This is a genomic window from Neorhizobium sp. P1_A6 (genome assembly GCF_056406795.1).
On record NZ_JBFTZM010000009.1, the window covers coordinates 233,813 to 257,800 of the forward strand.

The 23,988-nt window shown below is 59.5% G+C and carries 30 protein-coding genes; 22 read left to right on the forward strand and 8 right to left on the reverse strand.

Features of this window, described 5'->3' with window-relative positions; all coding sequences use genetic code 11:
* Positions 1 to 6: 6 nt before the first annotated feature.
* The 9 genes from AC1D3C_RS19495 (at position 7) to visR (ending at position 7,502) form a co-directional block, all read left to right on the forward strand.
* The gene (locus AC1D3C_RS19495; RefSeq protein WP_038539671.1) at positions 7 to 474 is read left to right on the forward strand and encodes a chemotaxis protein CheW; all 468 of its coding nucleotides are present in this window, start codon (positions 7 to 9) and stop codon (positions 472 to 474) included.
* Positions 471 to 1,379 carry a protein-glutamate O-methyltransferase CheR gene (gene cheR / locus AC1D3C_RS19500; protein ID WP_038539673.1) on the forward strand — a complete coding sequence of 303 codons (909 nt, stop codon included), beginning with the start codon at positions 471 to 473 and terminating at the stop codon, positions 1,377 to 1,379. Before AC1D3C_RS19495 ends, cheR begins: the two co-directional genes overlap by 4 nt.
* On the forward strand, positions 1,376 to 2,416 hold the full coding sequence (gene cheB / locus AC1D3C_RS19505) for a protein-glutamate O-methylesterase CheB (RefSeq protein WP_038539676.1): 1,041 nt from the start codon (positions 1,376 to 1,378) through the stop codon (positions 2,414 to 2,416). Before cheR ends, cheB begins: the two co-directional genes overlap by 4 nt.
* Positions 2,417 to 2,806 (forward strand): response regulator, encoded by a 390-nt coding sequence (locus AC1D3C_RS19510; protein ID WP_007759259.1) that lies wholly within the window; start codon positions 2,417 to 2,419, stop codon positions 2,804 to 2,806.
* A complete protein-coding gene (gene cheD, locus AC1D3C_RS19515; protein WP_247034089.1) occupies positions 2,803 to 3,360 on the forward strand; it encodes a chemoreceptor glutamine deamidase CheD in 558 nt (185 codons plus the stop codon). The genes AC1D3C_RS19510 and cheD overlap by 4 nt, the downstream gene beginning before the upstream one ends.
* Positions 3,361 to 3,389: 29 nt before the next feature.
* Positions 3,390 to 3,779 carry a chemotaxis protein CheT gene (gene cheT / locus AC1D3C_RS19520; RefSeq protein ID WP_038539684.1) on the forward strand — a complete coding sequence of 130 codons (390 nt, stop codon included), beginning with the start codon at positions 3,390 to 3,392 and terminating at the stop codon, positions 3,777 to 3,779.
* Between the two features lie 163 nt (positions 3,780 to 3,942).
* The gene (fliF, locus tag AC1D3C_RS19525) at positions 3,943 to 5,613 is read left to right on the forward strand and encodes a flagellar basal-body MS-ring/collar protein FliF (protein ID WP_038539686.1); all 1,671 of its coding nucleotides are present in this window, start codon (positions 3,943 to 3,945) and stop codon (positions 5,611 to 5,613) included.
* Between the two features lie 412 nt (positions 5,614 to 6,025).
* Positions 6,026 to 6,742, forward strand: a complete 717-nt coding sequence (gene visN / locus AC1D3C_RS19530) for a transcriptional regulator VisN (protein ID WP_244447468.1) — start codon at positions 6,026 to 6,028, stop codon at positions 6,740 to 6,742.
* A 13-nt stretch (positions 6,743 to 6,755) separates the two neighbouring features.
* Entirely contained in the window at positions 6,756 to 7,502 is a 747-nt protein-coding gene (gene visR / locus AC1D3C_RS19535; protein ID WP_051899639.1) for a transcriptional regulator VisR, read from the forward strand.
* Positions 7,503 to 7,545: 43 nt separating this feature from the next.
* Here the strand turns inward: visR and AC1D3C_RS19540 are convergent, their stop codons facing one another.
* From AC1D3C_RS19540 to motA, 6 genes are all read right to left on the reverse strand, one after another.
* Positions 7,546 to 7,980 carry a hypothetical protein gene (locus tag AC1D3C_RS19540; protein WP_345923017.1) on the reverse strand — a complete coding sequence of 145 codons (435 nt, stop codon included), beginning with the start codon at positions 7,978 to 7,980 and terminating at the stop codon, positions 7,546 to 7,548.
* Positions 7,981 to 7,985: 5 nt separating this feature from the next.
* Positions 7,986 to 9,065, reverse strand: coding sequence for a flagellar biosynthesis protein FlhB (gene flhB / locus AC1D3C_RS19545; RefSeq protein ID WP_038539697.1), 1,080 nt, complete (start codon positions 9,063 to 9,065; stop codon positions 7,986 to 7,988).
* A 213-nt stretch (positions 9,066 to 9,278) separates the two neighbouring features.
* Positions 9,279 to 10,331, reverse strand: coding sequence for a flagellar motor switch protein FliG (gene fliG / locus AC1D3C_RS19550; protein ID WP_038539700.1), 1,053 nt, complete (start codon positions 10,329 to 10,331; stop codon positions 9,279 to 9,281).
* Positions 10,332 to 10,359: 28 nt separating this feature from the next.
* The gene (gene fliN / locus AC1D3C_RS19555; protein ID WP_477484011.1) at positions 10,360 to 10,962 is read right to left on the reverse strand and encodes a flagellar motor switch protein FliN; all 603 of its coding nucleotides are present in this window, start codon (positions 10,960 to 10,962) and stop codon (positions 10,360 to 10,362) included.
* A 73-nt stretch (positions 10,963 to 11,035) separates the two neighbouring features.
* Entirely contained in the window at positions 11,036 to 11,986 is a 951-nt protein-coding gene (locus AC1D3C_RS19560) for a FliM/FliN family flagellar motor switch protein (protein WP_038548690.1), read from the reverse strand.
* Positions 11,986 to 12,855 carry a flagellar motor stator protein MotA gene (gene motA, locus AC1D3C_RS19565; protein ID WP_038539704.1) on the reverse strand — a complete coding sequence of 290 codons (870 nt, stop codon included), beginning with the start codon at positions 12,853 to 12,855 and terminating at the stop codon, positions 11,986 to 11,988. The genes AC1D3C_RS19560 and motA overlap by 1 nt, the downstream gene beginning before the upstream one ends.
* 200 nt (positions 12,856 to 13,055) lie before the next feature.
* On the opposite strand from motA, the gene AC1D3C_RS19570 reads away from it, so the two are divergent.
* The 13 genes from AC1D3C_RS19570 to AC1D3C_RS19630 are packed head-to-tail and all read left to right on the forward strand — an operon-like array spanning position 13,056 to position 22,040.
* Positions 13,056 to 13,835, forward strand: coding sequence for a DUF1217 domain-containing protein (locus AC1D3C_RS19570; protein ID WP_038539707.1), 780 nt, complete (start codon positions 13,056 to 13,058; stop codon positions 13,833 to 13,835).
* 1 nt (position 13,836) lies between these two features.
* Positions 13,837 to 14,574 (forward strand): flagellar basal-body rod protein FlgF, encoded by a 738-nt coding sequence (gene flgF / locus AC1D3C_RS19575; RefSeq protein ID WP_038539710.1) that lies wholly within the window; start codon positions 13,837 to 13,839, stop codon positions 14,572 to 14,574.
* A gap of 22 nt (positions 14,575 to 14,596) precedes the next feature.
* The gene (gene fliI / locus AC1D3C_RS19580) at positions 14,597 to 15,994 is read left to right on the forward strand and encodes a flagellar protein export ATPase FliI (RefSeq protein WP_437179040.1); all 1,398 of its coding nucleotides are present in this window, start codon (positions 14,597 to 14,599) and stop codon (positions 15,992 to 15,994) included.
* 7 nt (positions 15,995 to 16,001) lie between these two features.
* Positions 16,002 to 16,574 carry a hypothetical protein gene (locus AC1D3C_RS19585; protein WP_038539713.1) on the forward strand — a complete coding sequence of 191 codons (573 nt, stop codon included), beginning with the start codon at positions 16,002 to 16,004 and terminating at the stop codon, positions 16,572 to 16,574.
* A gap of 53 nt (positions 16,575 to 16,627) precedes the next feature.
* Positions 16,628 to 17,014, forward strand: a complete 387-nt coding sequence (gene flgB / locus AC1D3C_RS19590) for a flagellar basal body rod protein FlgB (RefSeq protein WP_038539716.1) — start codon at positions 16,628 to 16,630, stop codon at positions 17,012 to 17,014.
* Between the two features lie 4 nt (positions 17,015 to 17,018).
* Positions 17,019 to 17,438, forward strand: a complete 420-nt coding sequence (gene flgC / locus AC1D3C_RS19595; protein WP_477484012.1) for a flagellar basal body rod protein FlgC — start codon at positions 17,019 to 17,021, stop codon at positions 17,436 to 17,438.
* Positions 17,435 to 17,773 carry a flagellar hook-basal body complex protein FliE gene (fliE, locus tag AC1D3C_RS19600; RefSeq protein ID WP_038539727.1) on the forward strand — a complete coding sequence of 113 codons (339 nt, stop codon included), beginning with the start codon at positions 17,435 to 17,437 and terminating at the stop codon, positions 17,771 to 17,773. Before flgC ends, fliE begins: the two co-directional genes overlap by 4 nt.
* A 17-nt stretch (positions 17,774 to 17,790) precedes the next feature.
* Positions 17,791 to 18,579 (forward strand): flagellar basal-body rod protein FlgG, encoded by a 789-nt coding sequence (flgG, locus tag AC1D3C_RS19605; RefSeq protein ID WP_038539731.1) that lies wholly within the window; start codon positions 17,791 to 17,793, stop codon positions 18,577 to 18,579.
* Positions 18,580 to 18,599: 20 nt separating this feature from the next.
* Positions 18,600 to 19,082 (forward strand): flagellar basal body P-ring formation chaperone FlgA, encoded by a 483-nt coding sequence (gene flgA / locus AC1D3C_RS19610; RefSeq protein WP_477484013.1) that lies wholly within the window; start codon positions 18,600 to 18,602, stop codon positions 19,080 to 19,082.
* Complete coding sequence (locus AC1D3C_RS19615; RefSeq protein WP_477484014.1) at positions 19,079 to 20,209, forward strand: flagellar basal body P-ring protein FlgI; 1,131 nt, start codon at positions 19,079 to 19,081, stop codon at positions 20,207 to 20,209. Before flgA ends, AC1D3C_RS19615 begins: the two co-directional genes overlap by 4 nt.
* Positions 20,206 to 20,766, forward strand: a complete 561-nt coding sequence (locus AC1D3C_RS19620) for a MotE family protein (RefSeq protein WP_477484015.1) — start codon at positions 20,206 to 20,208, stop codon at positions 20,764 to 20,766. Before AC1D3C_RS19615 ends, AC1D3C_RS19620 begins: the two co-directional genes overlap by 4 nt.
* Positions 20,763 to 21,482, forward strand: coding sequence for a flagellar basal body L-ring protein FlgH (gene flgH, locus AC1D3C_RS19625; RefSeq protein WP_038583651.1), 720 nt, complete (start codon positions 20,763 to 20,765; stop codon positions 21,480 to 21,482). Before AC1D3C_RS19620 ends, flgH begins: the two co-directional genes overlap by 4 nt.
* 42 nt (positions 21,483 to 21,524) lie before the next feature.
* Positions 21,525 to 22,040 carry a flagellar basal body-associated FliL family protein gene (locus AC1D3C_RS19630; protein WP_477484016.1) on the forward strand — a complete coding sequence of 172 codons (516 nt, stop codon included), beginning with the start codon at positions 21,525 to 21,527 and terminating at the stop codon, positions 22,038 to 22,040.
* Positions 22,041 to 22,161: 121 nt separating this feature from the next.
* On the opposite strand, the gene AC1D3C_RS19635 is transcribed toward AC1D3C_RS19630, so the two are convergent.
* Positions 22,162 to 22,932, reverse strand: coding sequence for a cephalosporin hydroxylase family protein (locus AC1D3C_RS19635; protein ID WP_477484017.1), 771 nt, complete (start codon positions 22,930 to 22,932; stop codon positions 22,162 to 22,164).
* Positions 22,925 to 23,986, reverse strand: coding sequence for a methyltransferase domain-containing protein (locus AC1D3C_RS19640; protein ID WP_477484018.1), 1,062 nt, complete (start codon positions 23,984 to 23,986; stop codon positions 22,925 to 22,927). The genes AC1D3C_RS19635 and AC1D3C_RS19640 overlap by 8 nt, the downstream gene beginning before the upstream one ends.
* Between the last annotated feature and the right edge of the window lie 2 nt (positions 23,987 to 23,988).

Genomic DNA, 23,988 nt, shown 5'->3' on the forward strand with positions numbered 1-23,988 from the left:
GTTGTTATGTCGTATGCCGTGAAAAATCTGGTCCCGGGAAGCAAGGAGCTGATCGCTTTTCGCATCAGCGATCAGGAATTTTGCGTGAACATCATGTCCGTCCGCGAGATTCGCGGATGGACCCAGGCAACCCCGCTGCCGCATGCGCCCGCCTATGTCATGGGTGTCATCAATCTGCGCGGCGCGGTCCTGCCGATTGTCGATCTTTCGGCCCGGCTTGGCATGAAGGATGCCGAGCCGACGGTACGCCATGTGATTATCGTGGCGCAGATGAAGGCCAAGATTGTTGGTCTCCTCGTCGAGGCCGTTTCCGATATCCTTACGATTACCGACGAGAATATCCAGCCAGTACCGGAAGTCTCCTCCGATCTGGAGAGACAATATGCCCGGGGGATTCTCGCCATCGATAAGCGGATGATCTGCATGATCGAGTTGGACGCCCTCTTCCCCGACCAGGAAAGCGACGCTGCATGAAGCCCTTGGGCGCCATAGAAAGCCGACAATCACCGGATGAGGTGCTCGCAAGCGGAGAATATCCGCTGACGCGCCGCGACCTCACCGACATTTCGGCGATGATCTACTCGGATGCCGGAATCTATCTCAACGATTCCAAGGCCTCGCTCGTCTATTCCCGCCTTTCCAAGCATATTCGGGCCTTGGGTCTGCGCGGCTTCAAGGATTATTGCGTTCTGGTGGCCTCACCCGAAGGTGCCGCCGCCCGCCGCGAGATGCTGTCGCATCTGACGACCAACTTCACCCGCTTCTTCCGCGAAAACCATCATTTCGAGCACCTGCGCGACGAGGTTCTGCCGGGTCTTATCAACCGCGCCAAGAGCGGCGGCCGCGTGCGCATCTGGTCGGCCGCCTGTTCGGATGGGCAGGAGCCCTATTCGATTGCGCTGACCGTACTGTCGCTGCTTCCCAACGCGGCCGATCTCGATTTCCGTATCCTGGCGACCGATATCGACCCGAAGATCCTGGCCGCGGCCCGCGCCGGCCTCTACGACGAGAACGCGCTCGAAACCATGACGCCGGCCATGCGCAAGCAATGGTTCCGCGAGGTCGATGCCGGCGGGCGCCGTAGGTTCCAGATCGACGACCGCGTCAAGAAACTGATTACCTTCAACGAATTGAACCTGATGGCGCAGTGGCCCTTCAAGGGCAATTTCGACATCATCTTCTGCCGCAACGTCGTTATCTACTTCGACGAACCGACGCAGGTGAAAATCTGGTCCCGCTTTGCTTCGCTCCTGCCGGAAGGCGGACATCTCTATATCGGCCATTCCGAGCGTGTTTCCGGCGACGCCAAAAACCTGTTCGATAATATCGGTATCACCACCTATCGTTATACCGGTAAGGGCGCGGGGAGAAAAGCATGAGCGCTCCGGCACGAGTCCTGGTCGTTGACGATTCACCCACCATGCGCGGGCTGATTACGGCCATCCTGAATTCCGACCCGGAAGTAAATGTCGTCGGCCAGGCTGGCGATGCGCTGGAAGCACGCGTCGCGATCAAGCAGCTCAACCCCGATGTCGTTACCCTTGATATCGAGATGCCCAATATGAATGGGCTGGAATTTCTCGAAAAGATCATGCGCCTGCGTCCAATGCCGGTCATCATGGTCTCGGCAATGACCCATCAGGGTGCCAATGCGACGTTGGCTGCTCTTGAGATCGGCGCCTTCGACTGCGTCGGCAAACCGGCTCCCGGCGATGTCCGCCCGTTCATGGATCTTGCTGAAAAGGTGAAGGCTGCAGCCCGGTCCGGACCCCGCCGGAATGGGCCGACGCCTTTCATCGCCGCCTCTCCCGCTGCGGAATACCGGGTGGGTCGCAAGGTTGTGGCTATAGGGTCGTCAACTGGAGGTGTTGAAGCTCTTATCGCGGTATTGCAAAAGTTCCCGCAAAATTGTCCGCCGACCGTAATTACTCAACATATGCCTTCCACGTTTACCAAAAGTTTTGCCGAACGCCTTAATCGTATCTGCGCTCCTGTGGTGCAGGAAGCCACCGATGGCGCGCGGCTGGAGATCGGCAGGATCTATCTGGCGCCCGGTGGCGAACGACACTTGCAGGTGGTCAATCCGTCGGCGCCATGTTGCCGGCTGATCGAAAAGGAGCCGGTAAACGGTCACAGGCCCTCAGTGGACGTCCTTTTCGACTCGGTCGCCGACCTGGCAGGTCGCAATGCGGTCGGGGTCATCCTGACGGGCATGGGCCGCGATGGAGCTGCAGGTTTGCTCAGAATGCGTAGCGCGGGCGCACGCACGATCGGGCAGAACGAAAAGACCTGTGTGGTCTACGGCATGCCGAGGGTTGCCCATGAAATGGGGGCTGTCGAGCAACAACTGCCGTTAGGCTCCATAGGAGAAGAAGTGTTGAAGTTAACTGCTGCCCGAAAAGAAGGTACCGAATAAATGTCTATCGCTGAAAAAATCAAAGTTCTGATCGTCGACGATCAGGTCACCAGCCGCCTGCTGCTCAGCGACGCCCTGACACAGCTCGGCTTCAAACAGATCACTTCTGCCGGCGATGGCGAGCAGGGCATGAAGATCATGGCCGAGCAGCCGCACCATCTCGTCATTTCGGATTTCAACATGCCGAAAATGGACGGTATCGGTTTCCTTCAGGCCGTTCGCGCCAATCCGAACACGAAGAAGGCCGCATTCATCATCCTGACGGCCCAGGGCGACCGTGCCCTGGTTCAGAAGGCTGCATCGCTCGGCGCCAACAACGTTCTCGCCAAGCCGTTCACGATCGAAAAGATGAAGGCCGCTATCGAAGCGGTGTTTGGAGCATTGAAATGAATGACGCCGCTGCAGTCAGGCGTGTCCATATTATCCAGGGGGAATTTAAGGTCCTGAACGACCCGAATGCTGTTCTCTCCACGATTCTGGGCTCATGCGTGGCTGCGTGTCTTCGCGATCCTGTCGCCGGTATCGGCGGCATGAACCACTTCCTGCTTCCGGGATCCGCCGGTTCCATGGCCTCGGGCGGCGATGCGACGCGTTACGGCGTGCATCTGATGGAACTGTTGATCAATGGTCTTTTGAAGCAGGGAGCCCGGCGAGACCGGTTGGAAGCGAAGATTTTTGGCGGCGCCAAGACAATTGCCAGCTTTTCGAATGTCGGCGAACAGAACGCTGCATTCGCTATGGAATTTCTAAAGGACGAAGGTATTCCGGTGGTCGGCTCCTCAACGGGCGGGGAGCATGGGCGCAAGCTGGAGTTCTGGCCGGTAAGCGGTCGGGCTCGTCAGTATCCGCTGACCGGCGCCGAAACTCAACGGACCGTGGCGATGGAGCAGCGTCCGGTACGCATGCCGACGAAGCCGGTCGAGAGCTCAATCGAGTTCTTCTAAAAAAATCATTTCTCGGGGCGAAGATAGCCATGAACGACATCGTCAAGACGCCAATCGCTCCGTTTGAGGAATCTCTTCCAGAAGTCCTGATGCGCCTGGTCTCGGAGCTTCATGACGTGGCATACCTGATCGAACGGGTCGAGCCGCAGCTTCTGGAACTCGGCGGAGAAACAATCCTGCAATCGCCGGACAGCCTGAAAGTCCTGCAGGGCATCGACCTTGCCGTGCAGAAGACGCGCGGCCTTGCGGAATTCGTCGACACCATCACCGGCGGCATTCCGAGCGAATGGATGGTCGATGTCTCGACCGCGCTCAATCTCGTCAAGCTTGCCGACATGCAGAAGGCGCTGACCAACGGTATGCGCCACGGCCATTCCCAGCCTTTGAGCAAGGCAGCCGGCGATTTCGATTTCTTCTGATCGCCAGCCCTGACATGCATGTTTCGGCCATGATGGCCGATTACCCAGCCAGCCCTCCATAGTCGCCAGAATCCCTGCGCTCGCGAAACGCTCGCACAAGCTTCGCTTTCTAAGGTGCGACTGGGCATGGGCTCGAATACCTAGTTGGCGATGTGGGAACAGAATGAATCTGTTGGCTCAATTTTCACAAGTCTTTAGAAATCTGGCCGGTTTAGGCCAGACGAGACTTATTGCTTTAGGCGCTGTCGGCGTCATTTCAGTTGCGATCGTTATTGCGGCGGCCCTCTTCGTTAACAAGCCGGCTTACGAAACGCTCTATGTCGGGCTTGATAAGGCCGACCTCAACCAGGTGAGTATTGCGCTGGCAGAGGCTAACATGCCTTTCCAGGTCGGTACGGACGGTTCGAGCCTTCAGGTTCCGGCCGGCTCGACGAGCAAGGCGCGGCTTCTGCTGGCCGAGCGCGGTCTACCGAACAGCTCCAACGCCGGTTATGAACTCTTCGACAACGTCGGCTCGCTCGGCCTGACCTCCTTCATGCAGGAAGTCACCCGCGTTCGGGCCTTGGAAGGCGAGATCGGCCGGTCGATCCAGCAGATCAATGGCGTCAACGCCGCTCGCGTCCATATCGTGATGCCGGATGTCGGCAACTTCCGCAGGGGTGAACAGAAGCCGACCGCATCGGTGATGATCCGGGCCAGCTCGACGACGGGCCGCAAGGCGACTTCGTCCATTCGTCACCTTGTCGCTTCCGCAGTCCCGGGCCTCGACGTCGATGACGTGACAATTCTCGACTCCACCGGTCAGTTGCTCGCATCGGGCGACGAATACGGCGGCAGCGAAATGAATAAATCGCTGAGCATCGTCCAGAACGTTCAGCAGGAAATCGAGAACAATATCGATAAGGCGCTGGCGCCTTTCCTCGGCATGGACAATTTCCGTTCGAGCGTCACGGCGTCTTTGAACACGGACAGCCAGCAGATCAACGAGACGGTCTTCGATCCGAACTCCCGCGTCGAACGTTCGGTCCGGACCACCAAGGAAGCGTCCAAGTCGCAGCAGACCCAGGACGACAACGCTACGACCGTCGAGCAGAACGTGCCGCAGGCCGCTCCGCCTCCGGGTGGTGCCAATGGTCCGAAATCGACTGATCAGTCCGACAAGAAGGAAGAACAGACCAACTACGAAATCAATCAGAAGACGGTCGCCACGACACGCAACAGCTATCAGATCGAGAAAGTCTCGGTCGCGGTGGTGGTCAACAAGGGCCGCGTCGCCAAAATGATCGGCGAGCCGGCCGACCAGGCCAAGGTCGATGCCTATCTCGCCGAGATGCAGAAGATCGTGGCATCCGCGGCCGGCATCAATTCGGGCCGCGGCGATGTCGTCACTCTGACGGCCATGGACTTCCTGGAGAACCAGCTTCTGAGCGAGGCCTCCAGCGGTCCGGGCATGATGGACATGCTGAGCCGGAATGTCGGAGGCATCATCAACTCGCTCGCCTTCGTCCTGGTTGCTTTCCTGGTGGTCTGGCTCGGTCTTCGCCCGCTCATCCGCACCGTCAGCGGCACCAATGTCGCCGGCGAAGCGGCAGAGGGTGCAGGTCTCGAACTTCCCGACTTCTCGCCTACGACCGGCAGCCCGGCGCTCATGGACGGCTTCGGTTCCGATTTCGGTTTCGACAGCTCGAACGACATGTTGGGCGGTGGCGACGACGAGGGCTTCAACCGCCGCGTCAAGGAAGGCCCCGAAAAGCGGCTTGCCCGGATGGTCGAAATCTCCGAAGAGCGCGCCGCGAAGATTCTCCGCAAGTGGGCGCTCGAAAAGGCAGCGTGACAAGGTATCACGAAAATATGATTGCGATGGGCCGGACCTTGTCCGGCCCATTTCTTTTCAGCCCCGCCGCACACTTGGCGGATTTATCCATTAGCGAATCAGTGAACAATATGGCGCAACTGGGGAAATCCGGTGTCGAGGCGATGGTAATTCGTAATGCGTCTCCTACAATGGCCTTGATTCGTACAATGGCTTCCGAGGTCCCGTGGAGGGTGGGGCTGGCTGGAAATTCCGGTGTGGACGACGAATGAGAGCGGCTACCAACAGTATTCCTTGAAGAATTCGTCTAACTCGGGATCGTTTCGGCCCAAGAGGGGTTGTATGAAATCGCAGCATGCCGCGGCGCGCGCATTCATGATGGATGCGCCACGTGGCAGGGAGCAGATCGCGAATGGAGTTGTCGGGGGTAGAAATGATGACGGAGGGGCGCTCCTATACGGAGTCTGCCGGCTCCCGGGGACTATCGCGTGAGCAATTGGTTCGCCGTCTTTCTGTTCTGGCGGGATCCAACAACGTTCAAGCAGTCATGCGCCTGCTTGCCGATTACGTCGGCGCTTCTCATTTTCTGCTGGCCCGCTACGACCTTATCCAGGAGCAGGGCCTCGATTTTATCGTAGCGTCCAACTGGCCGTTCGATCTCGTGCGGCGCCTAGGCTCGGAGCTTGCGAGCGGTTACGCCCGTTCCACCGAACTCGAAAAATGTCTCTCGCTGCTGACCCCGAGCTTTGCGCTGTTGCCGGACGACATCGTGCCGCCGGACGACATCAGCCGGCAGTATTGCGCGCTGACGTTCTGTGTCGGTCGGACGCGCTTCTCGCTGATGCTGCTGTTTCTGGACGGCATCATCCTGTCGCAGGAACGGTTGAGGGAAGTAGGGCTGTTCGCCGCCTACGGCTCCAGTTTCGGAGAGAATGCGGATGCCAGGACGGAACGTGATTTCGAACTGACCGAACGCGAGTTGGAATGCCTCTTCTGGATTGCCGAGGGCAAGACCAGCGACGAGATCGCCGTGATCCTCGGCATATCCCGCAACACCATCAACAATTACATTACCAGCGTGATGCGCAAGACGGCAACCAAGACACGTTCCGAGGCGATTGCCTACGCCGTTCGCAACAATCTAGTTTAGGAAAATAATTTCAATGGGTTATTCGCGCAGCGGCACGGCAGATGGACCTGGAAGCATCCAGTATCTGCGCCTCCAGCGCGCATCGAGCAGGTCGGATATCTTCCCGAAGCTCATCGCCATGCAGAAGAACCTGAAGGCGCGGAATTTTGCGGTTTTCCGCATCGCAGGCGCCGGGTTGCCCAACAAGCGCAAGCTCGTATGCGAGCTTGAAAACTGGGGAGCAGGCGCACTCGAAAGCAGCAACCAGCTCATCAGCGCTTATGGCGAGGCGCTGCTGGACCATATCGAGACGTCACTCCTGCCGCTGATCTGGAATGGTTCGGAGAACACGAGTTTTGCCGATGCCGGCGAATTTTCGCCATTGACGCATCGTCTGGATGCCGGCGCCGTTCCCTTTTCGGGGATAGCATTCCCCGTACGCCTTGGCGCCCTCGGCAATGGTTATGTTGCTTTCTTCGGGACATCGATGGAACTGGTGAGCGATGTCATCATCGACCAGCACGTTAAAAGCTGCCAGGTGGTCATGGACCTGCTGGCACTCGACGAACGCCGGAGCGTACCGGCGGAATCACTGAGCGAACGCGAGATAGCCTGCCTTCAACTGGCCGGCGACGGTCGCATCAGCGAAGAGATCGCCGAAAAACTCGGCCTCTCCGTCCACACCGTCAACGCCTATCTCGGCTCTGCTACCGTCAAGCTCGATTCGGTCAACCGCATCCAGGCGATCGCCAAGGCGATCAGGCTCGGTTATATCCACTGACCGAGCCGACCGAGAACGCGTCTCTTACGCTTCGGCTGCAGCCTCACATCTGCGAGTTGCTGGTCTTTACGAATTTGGCTTCCTGAAGGCTTTTTGCGAGGAACGCGGTGTTGTCGTGCGGGTCCTCAAACGGCGCCTGGAATGCGATATGGTCGATCTCAAGCGCCGCCAGCTGGTCCGCCAGCGTCAGGCGCGCGTATACCGAAACGCCACGCGGCTTGATTTCGAGGTCGAGGACGACTTCCGGCTTGCCGTTCCATTCGAGCTTGTAATCGCCACCGGCGCCGAAACTGACGGTCCCGGGGTGGAAATAAAGCTCCGCTGCCGAAGATACGAGGTCGGCGAGGCTGCTGTGGCACTCTAGGCGGAGAAGCGAGATGAGGTCACCGGCATCCAGCAGGCGAAGTTCCGAAGCCACCGGGCTGATTGCTTGTGCGACGATTTCTTCTCGTTCGGTGGAGTAGGTGCATTTCTTCATGACGCTCAGCGTGTCCGTTTTTTTTGCGACCGGGAGGCGTAGACCCGGTGCACGAGTTCTGCCACAGCCTTATAAAAGACTGGCGGAATGACACTATCCACTGAGACTTGCGCAAACATGGAGCGCGCCATTGGCGGATCTTCAAAAACGGGGATGCCGTTTTCCTCTGCAATTTCGCGGATCTTGAGCGCAATCAGATCCTGGCCCTTGGCGACGACGACCGGGGCGTCGTTTTCTTCGCGCACGTATCGCAGCGCCACCGCAAAGTGAGTCGGGTTGGCGATCACCAGCGTCGCACGGGGGACGTTGTTGATCATGCGCCGGCGGGCACGGTCGCGCGCCACCGATTTCTGGCGCTGCTTGACGATCGGGTCGCCCTGCGCCTGCTTGTATTCGTCCTTGACCTCCTGCTTGGTCATCTTCAGTTCGTTGTACCAGTGATACCGCGTCCAGAGGACGTCGACGACGGCAAGGATGCCCGCCGACATGACGACAACGATCACCATTCGGCGGATAATTGCGTCCAGTTTGACGAGAATGATCTGGGGATCCGAGAACATTGCGTCGAGTGAGGCGAAATATTCGCTGCGCAGCGCGAAATACATGATCACCGCCACGATCAGGATCTTGAAGATCGACTTTGCGAATTCGACGAAGCCGGGGACGCTGTAAATCCGTCCAAAGCCCTTGGTCGGTGAAACACGGGCAATTTGCGGCCGCACGCGTTCGAGGACCAGCGACGGCATGTTCTGCGCGAACGAGGAGCCAAGCCCGAAAATGATGAAGAGCAGCATCACCGGAACGAGGAATGCGGCGATGGCCCAGCCAAGATGGACGCTCAGCGAGACGACATCCGTCGAATTTTCGAGCCGCCACTGATCCGGCTGCTCGAAAAGGTCTTTCAGCGTCTCGGCCATCTTTGCGATGCCGGAGGGAAGGAAGAAGACGAGATACACATAGAAAGCCAGGATCGAGGCAAAAAGCGGCACTTCGCGGGAGACCGGGACGTTACCCCTGTCTGCCGCTTCCGACATTCGTTTGGCGGTCGGGTTTTCTGTTTTACTGTCTTTATCGTCGTCGGACACGGCTTTGAACCAATCGGTCTTCCGGTTGCGAGGACGTGGCTCAAACGAATCGGCCGCCGCCGCTCGCGATGTTACCGCATCGCCTGCTAGTCGCTAATCGAGTCAACAAAAAGACTGTGGGTGGCCGGAGAATAACGGCGAAAGGTGGCTTGAAACGAAAACGGAGCGAGATGTTTCCCGCTCCGCTTCTTTTGTGGTGTCTCAATAGGCAGCTCAGGCGGCCTCGGCCGGCTTGTCGCCATCCTTCTTTTCTTCCTTGAGGAGGATTTGGCCGGAATTGGCGAGCCGGATCGCTTCCTGTGCGATCGCGCGGCGGGCAATCGCCACTTCGCGCGGATTGAGGTTCATGTTCTGGACCGCCAGATCGCTTTCGATCATGCGGCGCTGGCGCGGGCTGATCGCCGAGAGGACACATTCCTTGATCTCGTTGGTCGCACCGCGCAGCGCCATCGTGAGGATGTCGCCTGCGACGTCGTTGAGCAGCATGACGCGGCTGCGCTGCGGCATGAACATGAGGTCTTCGAAGAGGAAGATCTTCGGACGGACCTTGTTGACGGACTCCTTGCTGATCGTCTCGAGGGAGCTGAGCAGGGTATCGACCTGGTTCTTGTCGAGCTCGTTCATAAGCTCGGCGACCTTGTTCGAGCCGTTGGAGTTGCGTTCGGCTTCGATTGCCGCAATCAGTTCCATTACCCGGTTCTCGATGATCTGGGCTGCCTTGGGGCTGACTTCCTTCATGTTTACGGCGCGGTTCATGATATCGGCGCGGCGGCTGTCGGGAAGCTGAAGCAGGACCTTCGCACCGAAGATCGACGGCATCTGCGAAAGAATGTAGGCGACGGTCTGAGGATGTTCACGCGACAGGAATTTGCCCACGAATGCCGGATCGGCATCCTGCAGGCGGTCCCAGATATTGGCTTGGTAATCGTCGAACGCGGTGCGGCGGCCGAGCAGGCCGTCAACTTCTTCCGGTGTCAGGCCCGCTTCGAGAATGCCCTCGATCGCTGCGGCATTGTCCATAAGGCCGGTGCCCTCAGTGAACAGGTCCTCGAACTCGTTGACGAGTTCGAGGAGTTCGTCCGGCGGGATCGCGCGCAGCGTCTGAGCACAGGCAATGATATTCTGCAGCTCGCTCTGGGTGAAATACTTGAGAAGCTTGCCAGCGACGCCCTTGCCCATAGCCAGGAGCACTGCCGCGGCCTTTTCGGCCTTGGACAACGGTTTCGTAGATAAGGCGCTGCCACCGAAATCCTCAAAGTCCATCATGGTCTTCCTTTTCTGTCCCAAACAGGGATCAGGTTCTTCTCGTGCTCAGTACTTCCGTCAGTCTCACACCGAAGCGCGTGTCGTCATTTTCCAGCACGGTGATCTCACCCTTGCCGATGCGGCGTCCGTTGACCACGATCTCAACCGGCTCGCCGATCTTCTTGTCGAGCGCGATCGTCGCACCTTCCTCGAGCGTCATCAGGCCCGAAACCTGCATGCGGCTGGTTCCGAGCACGATCTCGACGTCGATCGGGATATCCATGATCAGGTCGAGATTGGCATTGAGCGCGCTGCCCGGCTCCTGATAGGCGGCACTGCCGGATGTCGAGCTGCCGAAATCGTTGCCGCCGAAGCTTTTTGCACCGCCAAGGCCAGCGCTACCGCCGCCGAAGCTTCCGCCTCCGCCGAACGTATCGGCCTGGGCTTCGAAGCCGCCTCCGAACGATGGGGCGTCGGACGAAAAGTCGCTGGTTGCGGATGCGCCGAAATCAGCATCGAAGCCAGGCACGCCGCCGTCGGCGTCCGTCTTCAAGACGCCGCGCAGATCGTCGATAGCCTGATCCAGATCGACATCATTGCCGAGGGGCATCAGTGAATCGTCATCGGTGAGAGGTGTCTTCTTCGTAGCCATGCGGTGATTATTCCCGTTGAAACTTGCGTCAGCCTGCCTTTGCGAAAACGCCGGCGGCAGGCTCGCCGCGGATCTAACCTATCAGGTGTTGGAGGATCTCGTCGTCCGTGCTGATGTTATCCTTTACGCGGACTGTATACCGCTCGCCGGACCGCCCGAATTCGCAAGAATACATATCCCGGCCGTTGGCACTGACCTGAACCTGGACATCGCGCTTGTCCTGGAAGGCAATCACGTCGCCGGCGGCCAGCCGCGAGATCGTCCCGAGCGTCAGCTTCTGCAGCCGGATACGGGCCTCGAGGGTCACATGCGAACGGCGGACCTGGTCATTCATGCGGTCCGTCCATTCTTGCTTGGCCTTGACTTGAGCCTTCGCCCGCGGAGCGGTGACTTTGGTCTTCAGGAAGGCACGTTGAGGGATGACCAGGGCAAATTCGGACATGACCGAGCCGAGCTCGAATGCCATGCGGATGGAGACCCCGAATTCCGGGCGTGCCAGATCATCCGATTTCGGCCTGTCCTCGGCGTTATGGGGTCGTTCAAGGTTTGCTTCGAACCCTCCCTGCGAATTGACGCCGGAGCGCAGCACGTTGGCGATCCGCTCAAAAACCATCGCTGCAAGGTCGAGCTCGATATCCGAGAGCGGACGTTCGATCGGCTGCATGATCGTGTCGGCTGCCGAGCCCAGCATCAATTCCATGAGCGCGATCACGAAGCTGTTGCCGCAACCGAGCACGAAATTCGGGGACCAGTTGCGCAAGGATCCGTCAGAAAGCGCAAACCCATCGCCCAGATCGGCGATGAGGTCGGTCATCAGGCCGGACGTGCAGCTCACATATGAGACGCCGATCCGGATGCCGGTTTCGCTGTGAAAGACGTCTGGCAGGAATTCCGCGTAGAGTTGCGCGAATTCGCTGCTGATCTTCTCGACGGTTTTCTTGTCGCCGAGACCCCCGGTCAGTTTTGCGAGGAGCGCCAGGTCCATGCCCGACGCCGGTGATTGGTTTGCTTGGTTCGACGTCATCATGCCGCCTTTTCTCCACCAGGATTCATCATTTCCTGCTCGACCGAGTCGATCGAGGGCCGTTCTTTGTTGGAAATAGTCTTACGTCCGTATTCGAGCGCAACCTGGGGCACGGAGCCGTTCATGTAGGCAAGCAGGGTCTGCTTGACGATGATGTACAGGCGGTGCTGCTTGGTGCGGACGATCTTGATCTGCGAGGTCAAAGGGTTGCAGACCGAATAGGACAGGAAGATGCCGAGCATGGTGCCGACGAGAGCCGCACCGATGAGGCCACCGAGAACTTCCGGCGATTCGTTGATCTTGCCCATCGCCTTGATAACCCCGAGAACGGCGGCGACGATACCGATGGCCGGGAAGGAGTCCCCCATCGCGGTGATCGCGTGATAAGGCTTCATCTTGTCGGAGAACATCGTGTTGAGTTCTTCGTCCATCAGCGCCTCGATCTCGTGGGAGCGGGCGTTGCCGATGATGATGAGGCGCACGTAGTCGCAGATGAAGGCGGTCAGTTCCTTGTTCTTCAGGACCGTCGGAGCAGTCTGGAAGATCGGCGATTCATCCGGATTGTCGATATGGGCTTCGATTTCGTTGCGCGACTTGGTCCTGAGGTCGCGCATCAGCGAATAGAGAACGCCGAGAACGTCGAGGTAGTTGCGCTCCTTCGGTACGGCATTCTTGAAGGCTTCTCCAAGCGCCTTGCCGCTATCCTTCACCACCTTCATCGGGTTGGCCATGATGAAGCCGCCAAGACCGGCGCCGCCGATGATCATCAGCTCGAAAGGCTGGATGAGAACGTTGATATGGCCACCCATGGCCATGAAGCCGCCGAGAATACAGCCAACGGTGATGACAAAGCCGATAATAATATTCATCGCGTACCTGTGCCCGATCGTTTTCGTTTGTCTTGGGGATAAGGCTTCTGGCTTGCGTGAGGCTGGCTGTGAAGACGCTAATAAAAGCGGGTGCCGAACAGTTTCGCACAAGTCTTCGGGGCTAGTTCTGCCTACGATCGGACCGGATTGCCGGCTCCGCAGCGACGTTCGCCGCTTCCGCGGACTTAGGTAGAGCTACCGTGATCACGACTTACACCAGCTACGCAATGATCAGTCGCGACATGTCGAAGTCGCTGGAGCGTGTCGCCGAAAAGCCGGAAGTTGCGCGCGAGACCGAATATTATCTGTCCAAGATAGGCAGTATCAAAAACATCGACGACTTCATGGCCGATACGCGTCTCTATAACTACGCGCTGAAGGCACACGGTCTCGAGGATATGGGCTACGCCAAGGCCTTGATCCGCAAGGTCCTGACGGAAGGCACCGACAACAAGGCCGATTTCGCCAACCAGCTGTCCGACAGCCGTTATGCGCAACTGGTCGAATCCCTGAATTTCGCAGCTTTCGGTGCGACCGCCACGTCGTTCGACAAGGCCCAGAAAGGCGTCGTCGACAAGTTCCAGCGCCAGACGCTGGAAGAGGATGCCGGTGCCGACAATATGGGCGTTCGGCTGGCTCTCTATTTCGAACGCACTGCGCCGACGATCAAGTCCGGCATGGAAGTCCTGGCCGACGACGCGCTTTCGGAAGTCATGCGCACCGCGCTTGGCATGCCGGATGAGATGATCGGTGCCGACCTCGACCGTCAGGCCAAGTACATCGAAGACATGGTCAAGATCGAGGATTTCCAGGATCCGACCAAGGTCAACAAGTTCCTCGAGCGGTTCACCGCCATGTGGGAGATCAGCAATCCCACCGACACTTATGACCCGCTCGCCGTCTTCAATTCCCCCGCGTCGAGCGGGATTTCAACAGATCTTCTGATCTCGATCAACAATCTGAAACTCGGAGGCAAATGATATGCAGTCCGGACTTTACGTCGGCATCTCTTCCCAGATCGCGCTTGAGCGTCGCTTGAACACGATCGCCGACAACATGGCCAACATGAACACGGTCGGCTTCCGCTCCACGGAGGTCAAGTTCGACGAGGTTCTGAGCAAGACCCAGAACGATATCGGCGCAAAGGTCGCGTTCGTCACCCAGGGCAACGACTACCTGTCGACGCGTACGGGTGAAATGCAGCGCACGGGCAACCCGCTCGACTTTGCCATCAAGGGCGACGCCTGGTTCGCGATCGACACGCCTGCCGGCAAGGTATTGACCCGTGACGGCCGTTTCACCATGGATGAGCTCGGCCAGCTCCGCTCGATCCGCGGTTATGCGGTCCTCGATGCAGGCGGCGCGCCGATCCAGCTCAACCGTGACGGCGGTCCTCCAACCGTCGGCTCCGACGGCATCATTCGTCAGAACGAACAACCGGTGGCCAGCCTCGGCCTGTTCACGGCTGATGTCACCAAGGGCTTCGTGCGCCACGACAACTCCGGCGTCATCACGGTCGACACCCCGCAGCCGGTTCTCGAGGGCATCAAGAATTCCGTCGTCCAGGGCTATATCGAAGGGGCCAACGTCAACGGCATCAGCGAGATGACCCAACTCATCCAGGTCAATCGCGCTTTTGAAAGCATTTCGTCGCTGATGCGCGACAGCGAGACTTCGCTGGACGCCGCGATCAAGACGCTCGGTGGTTCCAACGCTTAAACGATAGGAAAGAGGGCCCACCATGATGGAAGCGGCTATCCTCGATGCAATCAACGGCGGCAAGCTGGGCCAGCTTGCCGGGCTTTCGGCGCGTTACGCCGATCCGGCCTTCTCTGTTGCCCATGGTGGTCATGTCAGGACCATCGCTGCAGGGCATTATACGGTTGCGGGCTTGTCAAAGCATGTGCGGCTCGGCGAATTCGTCGCCCATCGTAGCGCGACCGGCATTCATCTTGGCGAGGTGGTTCGCGTCGAGCCGGACATCATCTATGTCTGCCCCATCGAACCCGGCGAGCCGATCGGCATCGGCGATACCGTCATTCGCAAGGGCGCCTTTCGTGTCGCTCCCGACGAGAGCTGGTGCGGGCGCACGATCAATTCGCTCGGCGAGCCGATCGACGGCAAGGGGCCGATCGCGCGCGGCCTTCATCCCCGTTCGATCGCCAATACGGCGCCGCCCTCCATGACGCGCAGCCGCGTTGAAAAGGGTTTCAGGACCGGCGTCCGGGCAATCGACATCTTCTCGCCGCTTTGCCTCGGCCAGCGTCTCGGCATTTTCGCCGGTTCCGGCGTCGGCAAATCCACGCTTCTGTCGATGCTCGCCAGAGCCGACGCGTTCGACAAGGTGGTAATCGCGCTGGTCGGCGAACGCGGCCGCGAAGTGCGCGAATTCATCGAGGATACGCTCGGCGAGCACATGTCGAAGTCAATCGCTATCGTCGCGACCAGCGACGAAAGCCCGATGCTCCGCAAGATGGCGCCATTGGTGGCGATCACCGTCGCCGAACATTTCCGCGACCAGGGCGACAACGTCCTGTTCATCGCCGACAGCGTCACCCGTTTTGCCCATGCGATCCGCGAGGTCGCTGTCGCGGCCGGAGAACCGCCGATCGCACGTGGGTATCCTGCATCCGTCTTCACCGAACTGCCGCGTCTGCTTGAACGTGCCGGCCCGGGCGTCGAGGGCACGGGCACGATCACCGCGATCATCTCGATCCTGGTCGACGGCGACAACCACAACGATCCGATCGCCGACTCGACCCGCGGCATTCTCGACGGTCACATCGTTCTCGACCGTTCGCTTGCCGAAGAAGGCCGCTATCCGCCGATCAATCCGCTCGCCTCGATCTCGCGTCTTGCCCGCAAGGCCTGGACCGAGGATCAGGAAAAGCTGGTCTCGCGCTTGAAATCACTGGTGCACCGCTACGAAGAAACCCGCGATCTGCGCCTGATCGGCGGTTATCGCGCCGGCAGCGATCCGGATCTCGACATGGCGATCAAGCAGGTGCCGGTCATCTACGAAGTCCTGAAGCAGACGCCGGGAGAAAAGCCGACGCTTGATGCCTACGCGGATCTGGCCAATGCGCTCCGGGCGGCGGCGGGGCAGGGCAATCCGCAGTCGGCCATAGCAAGAAGGTGATTATTCGATGAGCGACAAGAACAATCAGGACGCGGCGGCTCAATCGAAGTCGGAGGAGGCACAGTCGCGGCTGGGGGACAAGATTCTCGTCGCGACGGGCATCACGCTGGCCGCCGCCTCCGCCTTTTTTCCCTGGTACGTCTTCTTGAATGCCGACAAGTTCGGTATCCGCACGGAAGCACTCGGCCGCACTCGCGATCTGCCTCCCGGCGTCGCTCGCTCGGTCGTCACCGTATCGCCTCTCGCCATGACCGACAGTTCGAAGGACGACTGGCCGAAGCCCGTCGAGCCGACAGACGCCCTGACCACCGCCACCACCTCGTCGCTCGGCGAGACCCGCAACACCGGTAGTGTCCGGGAAGAGCAACCCTTTCCGGGCAAAGGCAATTTCCGGCTGCTTCATGTCGCCAATGGCCGCGCGCTCATCGAAGACGGTTCCGGGATGTACATGGTCCGGGTAGGCTCGATCCTGCCCAACAACAGCAGGCTCGCCACGCTCGAACAACGGGACGGCAAGTGGGTGATCATTACTTCGAGCGGAGAAGTTTATCGTGACACGGGCGTCAGCGCGCGCCCGTAAGTCCGACGCAAGCTTACCGGCATAGTCTCCAGACAGAAGATGGAGACAACCCTATGCAACCGATTCAATTGTTCGAAATGGCATCCCGGCAGGCCGATTGGCTTTCGGTGCGTCAGGAAGTTGTTGCGGGCAATATCGCGAATGCCAACACGCCGAAGTTCAAGGCGAAGGATATCACGCCTTTCAACTCAGTGCTGGACCGCACGCATGTTCCGATGGCTCGCACCAATCCGGGCCATTTCGCGAGCAACGACCTCAGCGATGAGATCGACATCAAGCCATCGGAACTGAACGACGAAATCGGCGTCCAGGAATCCGGCAATACCGTCTCGCTGGCCGACGAGCTGACGAAGACGGGCGAGATCAAACGCCAATACGAATTGAGCACAGGACTAGTGAAATCGTTTCACAGCATGATGCTGACGTTAGTGAAGAGGTAAGCAAATGGATCCGCTTTCAGCCTCCTTGAAGATCGCTGGATCGGGAATGGAGGCGCAGTCGACACGTCTGCGCATCGTTTCCGAAAACATTGCCAACGCCCGCTCCACCGGCGACACGCCCGGCGCGGAGCCCTATCGCCGCAAGACGATTACCTTCGGCTCCGAGCTCGACAGGGCGAGCGGCGTAGACGTGGTGCAGGTGAGGAAGCTCGGCAACGACAGCTCGAAGTTCATCGAGGAGTATGATCCGGACCATCCGGCAGCCGACGCGAAGGGCATGGTCAAGCTGCCCAACGTCAACATGCTGATCGAGATGGCCGACATGCGTGAAGCCAATCGCTCCTACGACGCAAACATCCAGACCATCAAACAGACGCGCGAACTGATCGCTGCGACGATTGACCTTCTGAAGGCCGGACAATGATCGATAAAATTCAAAACGTTAGTTCTCTTTCGCTGTCGAACGGCATCGACGAGGTCGGTTCCACAAACAGCTCCGTGCTCGCCGGCGGCATCGCGACGACGCCCGGCCAGAACACCGGAATGGATTTCGGCAGCGTCATGGCCAGCATGGCGACGGATACGATGAACAGCCTGAAGGGCGCGGAATCGATGTCGTTCAAGGCCATCCAGGGCAAGGCCAACACCCGTGAAGTCGTAGATGCGGTCCTTGAAGCGCAGCAGTCGCTCCAGACCGCCATGGCGCTGCGCGACAAGATCGTGTCCGCCTATCTCGAAGTCACGAAAATGCAGATCTAGAGTTTGAGGACGAAGACATGAGAGCGCTTTCCGTCGCAGCAACGGGCATGGATGCCCAACAGACCAACCTCGAAGTCATCGCGAACAATATCGCGAACATCAACACGACAGGCTATAAGCGCGCCCGCGCCGAGTTCTCCGATCTGCTCTATCAGAGCGAGCGTGCCCAGGGCGTGCCGAACCGGGCCAACCAGGCGATCGTGCCGGAAGGTGCCAATATCGGCCTCGGCGTGCAGACTTCCGCCGTGCGCAACATTCATACGCAGGGTGAACTGACCCACACCGAGAACGATCTCGACGTGGCGATCGTCGGCCGCGGCTGGTATCAGATCCAGACCCCGGATGGCCAGACGCTCTATAGCCGCGCCGGCGCCTTCAACAAGAATGCCCAGGGCCAGCTGGTGACGATCGACGGTTATGCGGTCGTGCCGAACATCACCTTCCCGGCAGATGTCAGCGAAACGCAGATCACCCGCACCGGCCAGGTCATGGTCCGCGTTGGTAAATCTGCGGATTTCACCGAAATCGGCCAGCTCACCACGGCCAACTTCGTCAACGAAGCCGGCCTGCAGCCGCTCGGCGACAACCTGTTTGCGCAGACCGCCGCATCCGGCGAGCCGATCGTCGCAGCCCCCGAGGATCCGGGCTTTGGTTACCTGAAGCAGGGCTATCTGGAAAGTTCCAACGTCGACGCCGTCCGCGAGATTACCGATCTGATCTCCGCCCAGCGCGCCTACGAAATGAACTCCAAGGTCATCACCACTGCCGATGAGATGGCTACGATCGTCAGCAAGAACCTGAAATAATAAACAGGAGACGGGCAGACATGAAGTTTCGCCGGAAAAATGCGATTGGCGCCAAGCTGGCCTTGCGGCTCCTGGCAGCTCTTCTCGCCGCAACGGGCTCGCCGGTTCTGGCCGGCATGGGGACGGCCGTCGTGCCGACCCAGACGATCTATCCCGGCGAAGAGATCACCGAGGGTAAGGTCGATGAGGTTCAGGTGACCAATCCGAATCTGGCCGGCGACTATGCCCGCAAGACCAGGGAAGTCGTGGGCATGGTGGCAAAGCGCACGCTGTTGGCCGGGCGTACCGTCCCGGTCTCGGCGCTACGCGAAGCCTTCGCGGTCACCCGCGGCAAGGCTGTTCGCCTGACCTTCACCATCGGCAGCATGACGATTTCGGCCTCCGGCTCGCCGCTTGAGAATGCGGCAGTGGGGGACGTCATTCGCGCGCGCAACATCGATTCAGGCGTCACGGTCAGCGGCACCGTCATGGCTGACGGGACAATCCAGGTAATGGCGAAATGAGAACTCGTTTCTTCCTCACGACGCTCGCCGTGATAGGCTCCCTGCTGGGGAGCGTGCCGGCGTCCGCCGATGGCCCCTACATCGTCTCCGCCCGCATCAAGGATATCGCATCCCTACAGGCTGGCCGCGACAATCAGCTGATCGGCTACGGCCTCGTCGTCGGCCTTCAGGGCACAGGCGATAGCCTGCGCTCGTCTCCCTTCACCGACCAGTCCATGAAAGCGATGCTGCAGAACCTCGGCATCTCGACCCAGGGCAGCCAGTCCAATGCCAAGAACGTCGCGGCCGTCATGGTCACGGCCAACCTGCCTCCCTTTGCGAGCCCCGGCAGCCGCATCGACGTCACGACCAGCTCACTCGGCGACGCGACCTCGCTGCGCGGCGGCACGCTGGTGATGACCTCGCTTTCCGGCGCCGACGGTCAGATCTATGCCGTGGCCCAGGGCGCGCTGGTCGTATCCGGTTTTTCGGCCCAGGGTCAGGCGGCGACGCTGACCGAAGGCGTAACGACTGCGGCGCGGGTGCCGAACGGTGCAATTATCGAGCGCGAGCTGCCGTCCAAGTTCAAGGATTCGGTGAACCTCGTCCTGCAGCTCCGCAATCCGGATTTCTCGACCGCGGTGCGCGTCTCGGACATCGTCAACAGTTTCGCGGCACGCCGTTACGGTGCTCCGATCGCCGAGCCCCGCGATAGCCAGGAAGTGGTGATCGAGAAGCCGAAGAGCGCCGATCTGACGCGGCTGATGGCCGAGATCGAAAATCTCGTGGTTGAAACCGACACGCCGGCCAAGGTTGTCGTCAACGAACGGACCGGGACGATCGTCATCGGTGCGGATGTGAAGATCTCGCGTGTCGCGGTCAGCTACGGTACGCTCACGGTGCAGGTTACCGAGACCCCGCAGGTGATCCAGCCAGAACCGTTCTCGCGCGGCGAGACGGCGGTTCAGCCCCAGACGGACATCATGGCGATGAAGAACGGCGGCCAGGTCGCTCTCCTCAACGGTCCGGATCTCAGGACCCTGGTCGCCGGCCTCAACAGCATCGGCGTCAAGCCGGACGGCATCATCGCCATCCTACAAGGCATCAAGTCCGCCGGTGCCCTTCAAGCGGAGCTCGTCCTGCAATGACCGAGACCCTGTTCACTATTTCCATATCGAAGAAGCTGGCGCGTCGGGTGCTTGCCGCCGCCGCTGTCCTGACGCTGGTTTCCCAGGTCGGGGCGCAGCAGCCGGCTCCGGTCAACGAAGCGTCCACCAGCGACGAAATTCAGAAGTTCTGCACCAATATCGCCGATGCCGCGCGCGACCAGCGTTATCTCCTGCAGAAGCAGGAGCTTGAAAAACTGCAGGCGGACGTCAACGATCGCATCAAGGCCCTCCAGGATCGGACCACTGAATACCAGGACTGGTTGAAGCGCCGCAACGACTTCCTGGCACGCGCCCAGGCCGGCCTGGTCGACATCTTCAAGACGATGAAACCGGATGCGGCCGCGCCGCAGCTGGGAGAAATGAACATGGAGGTCGCGGCCGCGATCATCATGCAGCTTCCGGCCCGTCAATCGGCCCTTTTCCTCGCAGAAATGGATCCGCATAAGGCCGGCATGATCTCGACGATCATCTCTAGCGCTTCCGACCCGCATACGTCGAAAGCACGCGCTCCCAATGTTCCGAAAGTACCCTCATGACGAAACGCATTCCCGCAATCCTCGCCGTTCTCCTTCTGGCCGGTTGTTCCAGCCAGACGATCAAGGAAATCGGCAATGCGCCGGCGATGAGCCCGATCGGCAGTGGCCTGCAATATGCGCAGGCGCCGCAGATGTCGTCCTATCCGAAGCAGCCGCGGCAGATGGCCAGCGGCTATTCGCTGTGGAGCGACAATCAGGCCGCGCTTTTCAAGGATTCGCGTGCCCTCAACGTCGGCGACATCCTGACCGTCGACATCAAGATCAATGACAAGGCATCGTTTGACAACGAGACGGAACGCAACCGCAAGAATTCGACCAGCCTGACCTGGGGCGCCAACTTGAGCAATCTGTTCGGCTGGACTCCCAAGGCGGGGACCACTGGCGATCTGGGCACGGATTCGAACACGGATTCGCAGGGCAAGGGAACGACCAAGCGTGCCGAAAGCCTGAAGCTGCTTGTGGCGGCCGTCGTCACCGGTATTCTCGAAAACGGCAATCTCCTGATCAGCGGTTCACAGGAAGTGCGCGTCAACCACGAAATCCGCATTCTGAACGTCGCCGGTATCGTCCGGCCGCAGGATGTCGATTCCACCAATATGATCTCCTATGACAAGATCGCCGAGGCCCGCATTTCCTACGGTGGCCGCGGCCGTCTGACGGAAGTCCAGCAGCCGCCGGTCGGTCAGCAGGTCGTCGATATGTTCTCGCCCTTCTGACGGACCCGGGCGAAGGTCTCTTGATGTGAAGGTTTGAAGATCATGGCGGATGAAGCACAGGCGGCCGACGCTAAGAAAAAGAAGAATGGCACCATCATGGTCGTTGCCGGTGTCGCGATCCTGACCGTGATCGGCGCCGGTGGCGGCTGGGTCGTCGGCGGCATGATCGCGCCGAAGGATCCGAACGCGCAGGCGCATCAGGCCGAGCCCGCGGCCGGCGAACACGGCGAAGCCGGCAAGAAGGAAGAGGGCCTTCCCCATATCTCAACCCAGGCCAATGGCGTCATTCTCCTCGAACCGATTACCACCAATCTCGCCTATCCGTCCGAGAACTGGATCAGGCTCGAAGTGGCGCTTTCGTTCAAGGGGCCGCCGGAACTGGCACTCGCGGAAAATATCCACCAGGATATTCTCGCCTATATGCGCACGGTGTCGCTGCAACAGATCGAGGGGCCGCGGGGTTTCCAGTATCTCAAGGACGACATTAAGGAGCGCGTCGATCTTCGCTCGCAGGGCAAAGTCGCCAAGGTGATGTTCCGCTCCTTCGTGATCGAATAGCGGTCGTCTCAATGACAAATCACGAAAAAAGCGGCCTGTAAGTGGCCGCTTTTTTCGTTTGGGTCGGATCTCTGTCCGATCGTGACTGCTCCTTCGGTTTACCGAAGGAGCGTCCTTTCGTTTAGCGGACCCGCTTCAGGAAGCCGTCCGGGGCGACCGTGATCAGCAGCTTGTTCTCGACCGACTTGTCGATCTCGAATTCCGGATGCGTCTTCAGATATTCGAAGACGGCCGTTTTCGGATTGTCGCCCGGTCCCCAGGGGCGATTGCCGGCCAGTTCCTTCGGAAGGTCCTCGACGACGGTGTCGAACACGACGCAATAGCTGCCGACGCTGGTGAGCGGGGCATAGAGCTTGAGTTCCTCGAGAACGTGCTCGTGCGTATGGTTGCTGTCGAGGCTGATCAGGACGCGCGAATAACCGGCAGCGACCTTGCGGACCTGATCCATGATCTCGGGCGCGATGCTGGAGCCTTGGATCATTTCGATCCGCGACGCCATCGGGTGGGCCTCGATCGCGTCCTTGTTATGGGGGCGGATGTCGATGTCGATGCCGAGAACCTTGCGCTTCGGCTTGGCCGGATCGACGATTTCGCCCTTTTCCGCCGCTTCCGACAGTTCCAGCAGCGCCAGCATCGAGGCGCTGAGGATGAGGGAGCCGCCATGGGCGATGCCGGTCTCGATGATCAGGTCGGGTTTTACCGTCCAGATCAGCTCCTGCATGGCGACCATATCCTGCGGATACTGGATGATCGGTCGGCCGAGCCAGAAATAGTTGTAGGAATATTGCGAGGCGATCGACGTGCGCATGAACTGCGCGGCGCTGTCGGTAAGTTCCTTGTTTCCAGGGACGGCAGCGACGCGGGCTTCAACTTCCTTGGTGAAATCACTCATTGTCGATCCCCACATAGATATAGGCGTTGTGAGACAGCATTCGAATTTCCTCGAGATAATTGGAGTTCATGACGTAGATGGTCGAGCCGTGGGGAAGCTTCGCCAGGGCCTGGTCCGGCGATTGCACCATCAGGCCGGTCGCCGGCAGGAATTTGCCCTGTTTGGCGGGATTGATGTCGATGACCATGTCGACCGGCTGCCCCTGACGGGATTTCAACAGCGAGAAGGTCACCCCCTTCGACGCGCCGCCCCAGATAGCCGAACTGTCGCCCGCTGCAATTCGATCGCCGAGCGTGCGGGTGAAGTCGGCGGGAAACGCGACGCGATCGGTTTCTTCGCGCACCGGCGGCCGCAACGAGTCCAGCTCGGCCACCACATAAAGGTACTGTCCGCCGAAAACCCGACCGCTTTCGATGACATTGCCGAAGATCCGATGGAAATCGGACAGCCGGAAGTAATTGACGTGCTCGTAGAACACGTCGAACCAGGCGCGGTGTTCCATGATCCAGTCGAAGCAGGGCACTTCGATATAGATGCGGCCCTTGCCGCCGTTCGCCTTGCAGAGTTCGACGAGGAAATCATACGGGCTCTGGATATGCTCCAGCACGTGGCGAAGGATCAGCCCCTCGCCTTGGACGTCGACGCCAGCCTCGAAATAGTGTCGTTTCACGCGCGGGTTCGTGCCCTCGTAGGTGGGATCGAAACCGGTGAGGTCGAAGCCTTTTTCGAGCAGCATTTCGAGGAAGAGGCCCTTGCCGCAGCCAACCTCCACCAGGTTCTCGCGGCCCATCGTCCGCTCGACGATACCGGCCACCATTTCCAGATGCTGGTGGAAATGCCGGCTGACGCCCTGTTCGTTATTGTAATTGCCGTCGTAGTCCATGAGCTTCGGATCGAACGCGTCGTTGTAGACGAGGCCCGTCTTCATGTCCTGGACCAGGCGGATGTCGCCCTTGGCGCAGTTTTTAGCTTCTGCCGCCGTGGGATAAACGCGGTTCTGGAAGGTCGGCAACTGCGGCTGTTCGTAAAGCAGCAGGGTATCTTTCGTTGTCATGT

Bases quoted from the DNA above. Each gene is read 5' to 3' on its own strand.
- AC1D3C_RS19495 (WP_038539671.1), top strand. From the start codon at position 7: ATGTCGTATGCCGTGAAAAATCTGGTCCCGGGAAGCAAGGAGCTGATC.
- fliI (WP_437179040.1), top strand. From the start codon at position 14,597: ATGATGGAAGCGGCTATCCTCGATGCAATCAACGGCGGCAAGCTGGGC.
- AC1D3C_RS19540 (WP_345923017.1), bottom strand. From the start codon at position 7,980: ATGAAGAAATGCACCTACTCCACCGAACGAGAAGAAATCGTCGCACAA.
- cheD (WP_247034089.1), top strand. From the start codon at position 2,803: ATGAATGACGCCGCTGCAGTCAGGCGTGTCCATATTATCCAGGGGGAA.
- flgF (WP_038539710.1), top strand. From the start codon at position 13,837: ATGCAGTCCGGACTTTACGTCGGCATCTCTTCCCAGATCGCGCTTGAG.
- AC1D3C_RS19620 (WP_477484015.1), top strand. From the start codon at position 20,206: ATGACCGAGACCCTGTTCACTATTTCCATATCGAAGAAGCTGGCGCGT.
- flgB (WP_038539716.1), top strand. From the start codon at position 16,628: ATGCAACCGATTCAATTGTTCGAAATGGCATCCCGGCAGGCCGATTGG.
- fliG (WP_038539700.1), bottom strand. From the start codon at position 10,331: ATGATGGACTTTGAGGATTTCGGTGGCAGCGCCTTATCTACGAAACCG.
- fliE (WP_038539727.1), top strand. From the start codon at position 17,435: ATGATCGATAAAATTCAAAACGTTAGTTCTCTTTCGCTGTCGAACGGC.
- AC1D3C_RS19630 (WP_477484016.1), top strand. From the start codon at position 21,525: ATGGCGGATGAAGCACAGGCGGCCGACGCTAAGAAAAAGAAGAATGGC.
- visR (WP_051899639.1), top strand. From the start codon at position 6,756: ATGGGTTATTCGCGCAGCGGCACGGCAGATGGACCTGGAAGCATCCAG.
- fliN (WP_477484011.1), bottom strand. From the start codon at position 10,962: ATGGCTACGAAGAAGACACCTCTCACCGATGACGATTCACTGATGCCC.
- cheR (WP_038539673.1), top strand. From the start codon at position 471: ATGAAGCCCTTGGGCGCCATAGAAAGCCGACAATCACCGGATGAGGTG.
- flgG (WP_038539731.1), top strand. From the start codon at position 17,791: ATGAGAGCGCTTTCCGTCGCAGCAACGGGCATGGATGCCCAACAGACC.
- flgC (WP_477484012.1), top strand. From the start codon at position 17,019: ATGGATCCGCTTTCAGCCTCCTTGAAGATCGCTGGATCGGGAATGGAG.
- fliF (WP_038539686.1), top strand. From the start codon at position 3,943: ATGAATCTGTTGGCTCAATTTTCACAAGTCTTTAGAAATCTGGCCGGT.
- AC1D3C_RS19585 (WP_038539713.1), top strand. From the start codon at position 16,002: ATGAGCGACAAGAACAATCAGGACGCGGCGGCTCAATCGAAGTCGGAG.
- AC1D3C_RS19510 (WP_007759259.1), top strand. From the start codon at position 2,417: ATGTCTATCGCTGAAAAAATCAAAGTTCTGATCGTCGACGATCAGGTC.
- AC1D3C_RS19615 (WP_477484014.1), top strand. From the start codon at position 19,079: ATGAGAACTCGTTTCTTCCTCACGACGCTCGCCGTGATAGGCTCCCTG.
- AC1D3C_RS19635 (WP_477484017.1), bottom strand. From the start codon at position 22,932: ATGAGTGATTTCACCAAGGAAGTTGAAGCCCGCGTCGCTGCCGTCCCT.
- flgA (WP_477484013.1), top strand. From the start codon at position 18,600: ATGAAGTTTCGCCGGAAAAATGCGATTGGCGCCAAGCTGGCCTTGCGG.
- cheT (WP_038539684.1), top strand. From the start codon at position 3,390: ATGAACGACATCGTCAAGACGCCAATCGCTCCGTTTGAGGAATCTCTT.
- AC1D3C_RS19560 (WP_038548690.1), bottom strand. From the start codon at position 11,986: ATGACGTCGAACCAAGCAAACCAATCACCGGCGTCGGGCATGGACCTG.
- cheB (WP_038539676.1), top strand. From the start codon at position 1,376: ATGAGCGCTCCGGCACGAGTCCTGGTCGTTGACGATTCACCCACCATG.
- visN (WP_244447468.1), top strand. From the start codon at position 6,026: ATGATGACGGAGGGGCGCTCCTATACGGAGTCTGCCGGCTCCCGGGGA.
- motA (WP_038539704.1), bottom strand. From the start codon at position 12,855: ATGAATATTATTATCGGCTTTGTCATCACCGTTGGCTGTATTCTCGGC.
- flgH (WP_038583651.1), top strand. From the start codon at position 20,763: ATGACGAAACGCATTCCCGCAATCCTCGCCGTTCTCCTTCTGGCCGGT.
- AC1D3C_RS19640 (WP_477484018.1), bottom strand. From the start codon at position 23,986: ATGACAACGAAAGATACCCTGCTGCTTTACGAACAGCCGCAGTTGCCG.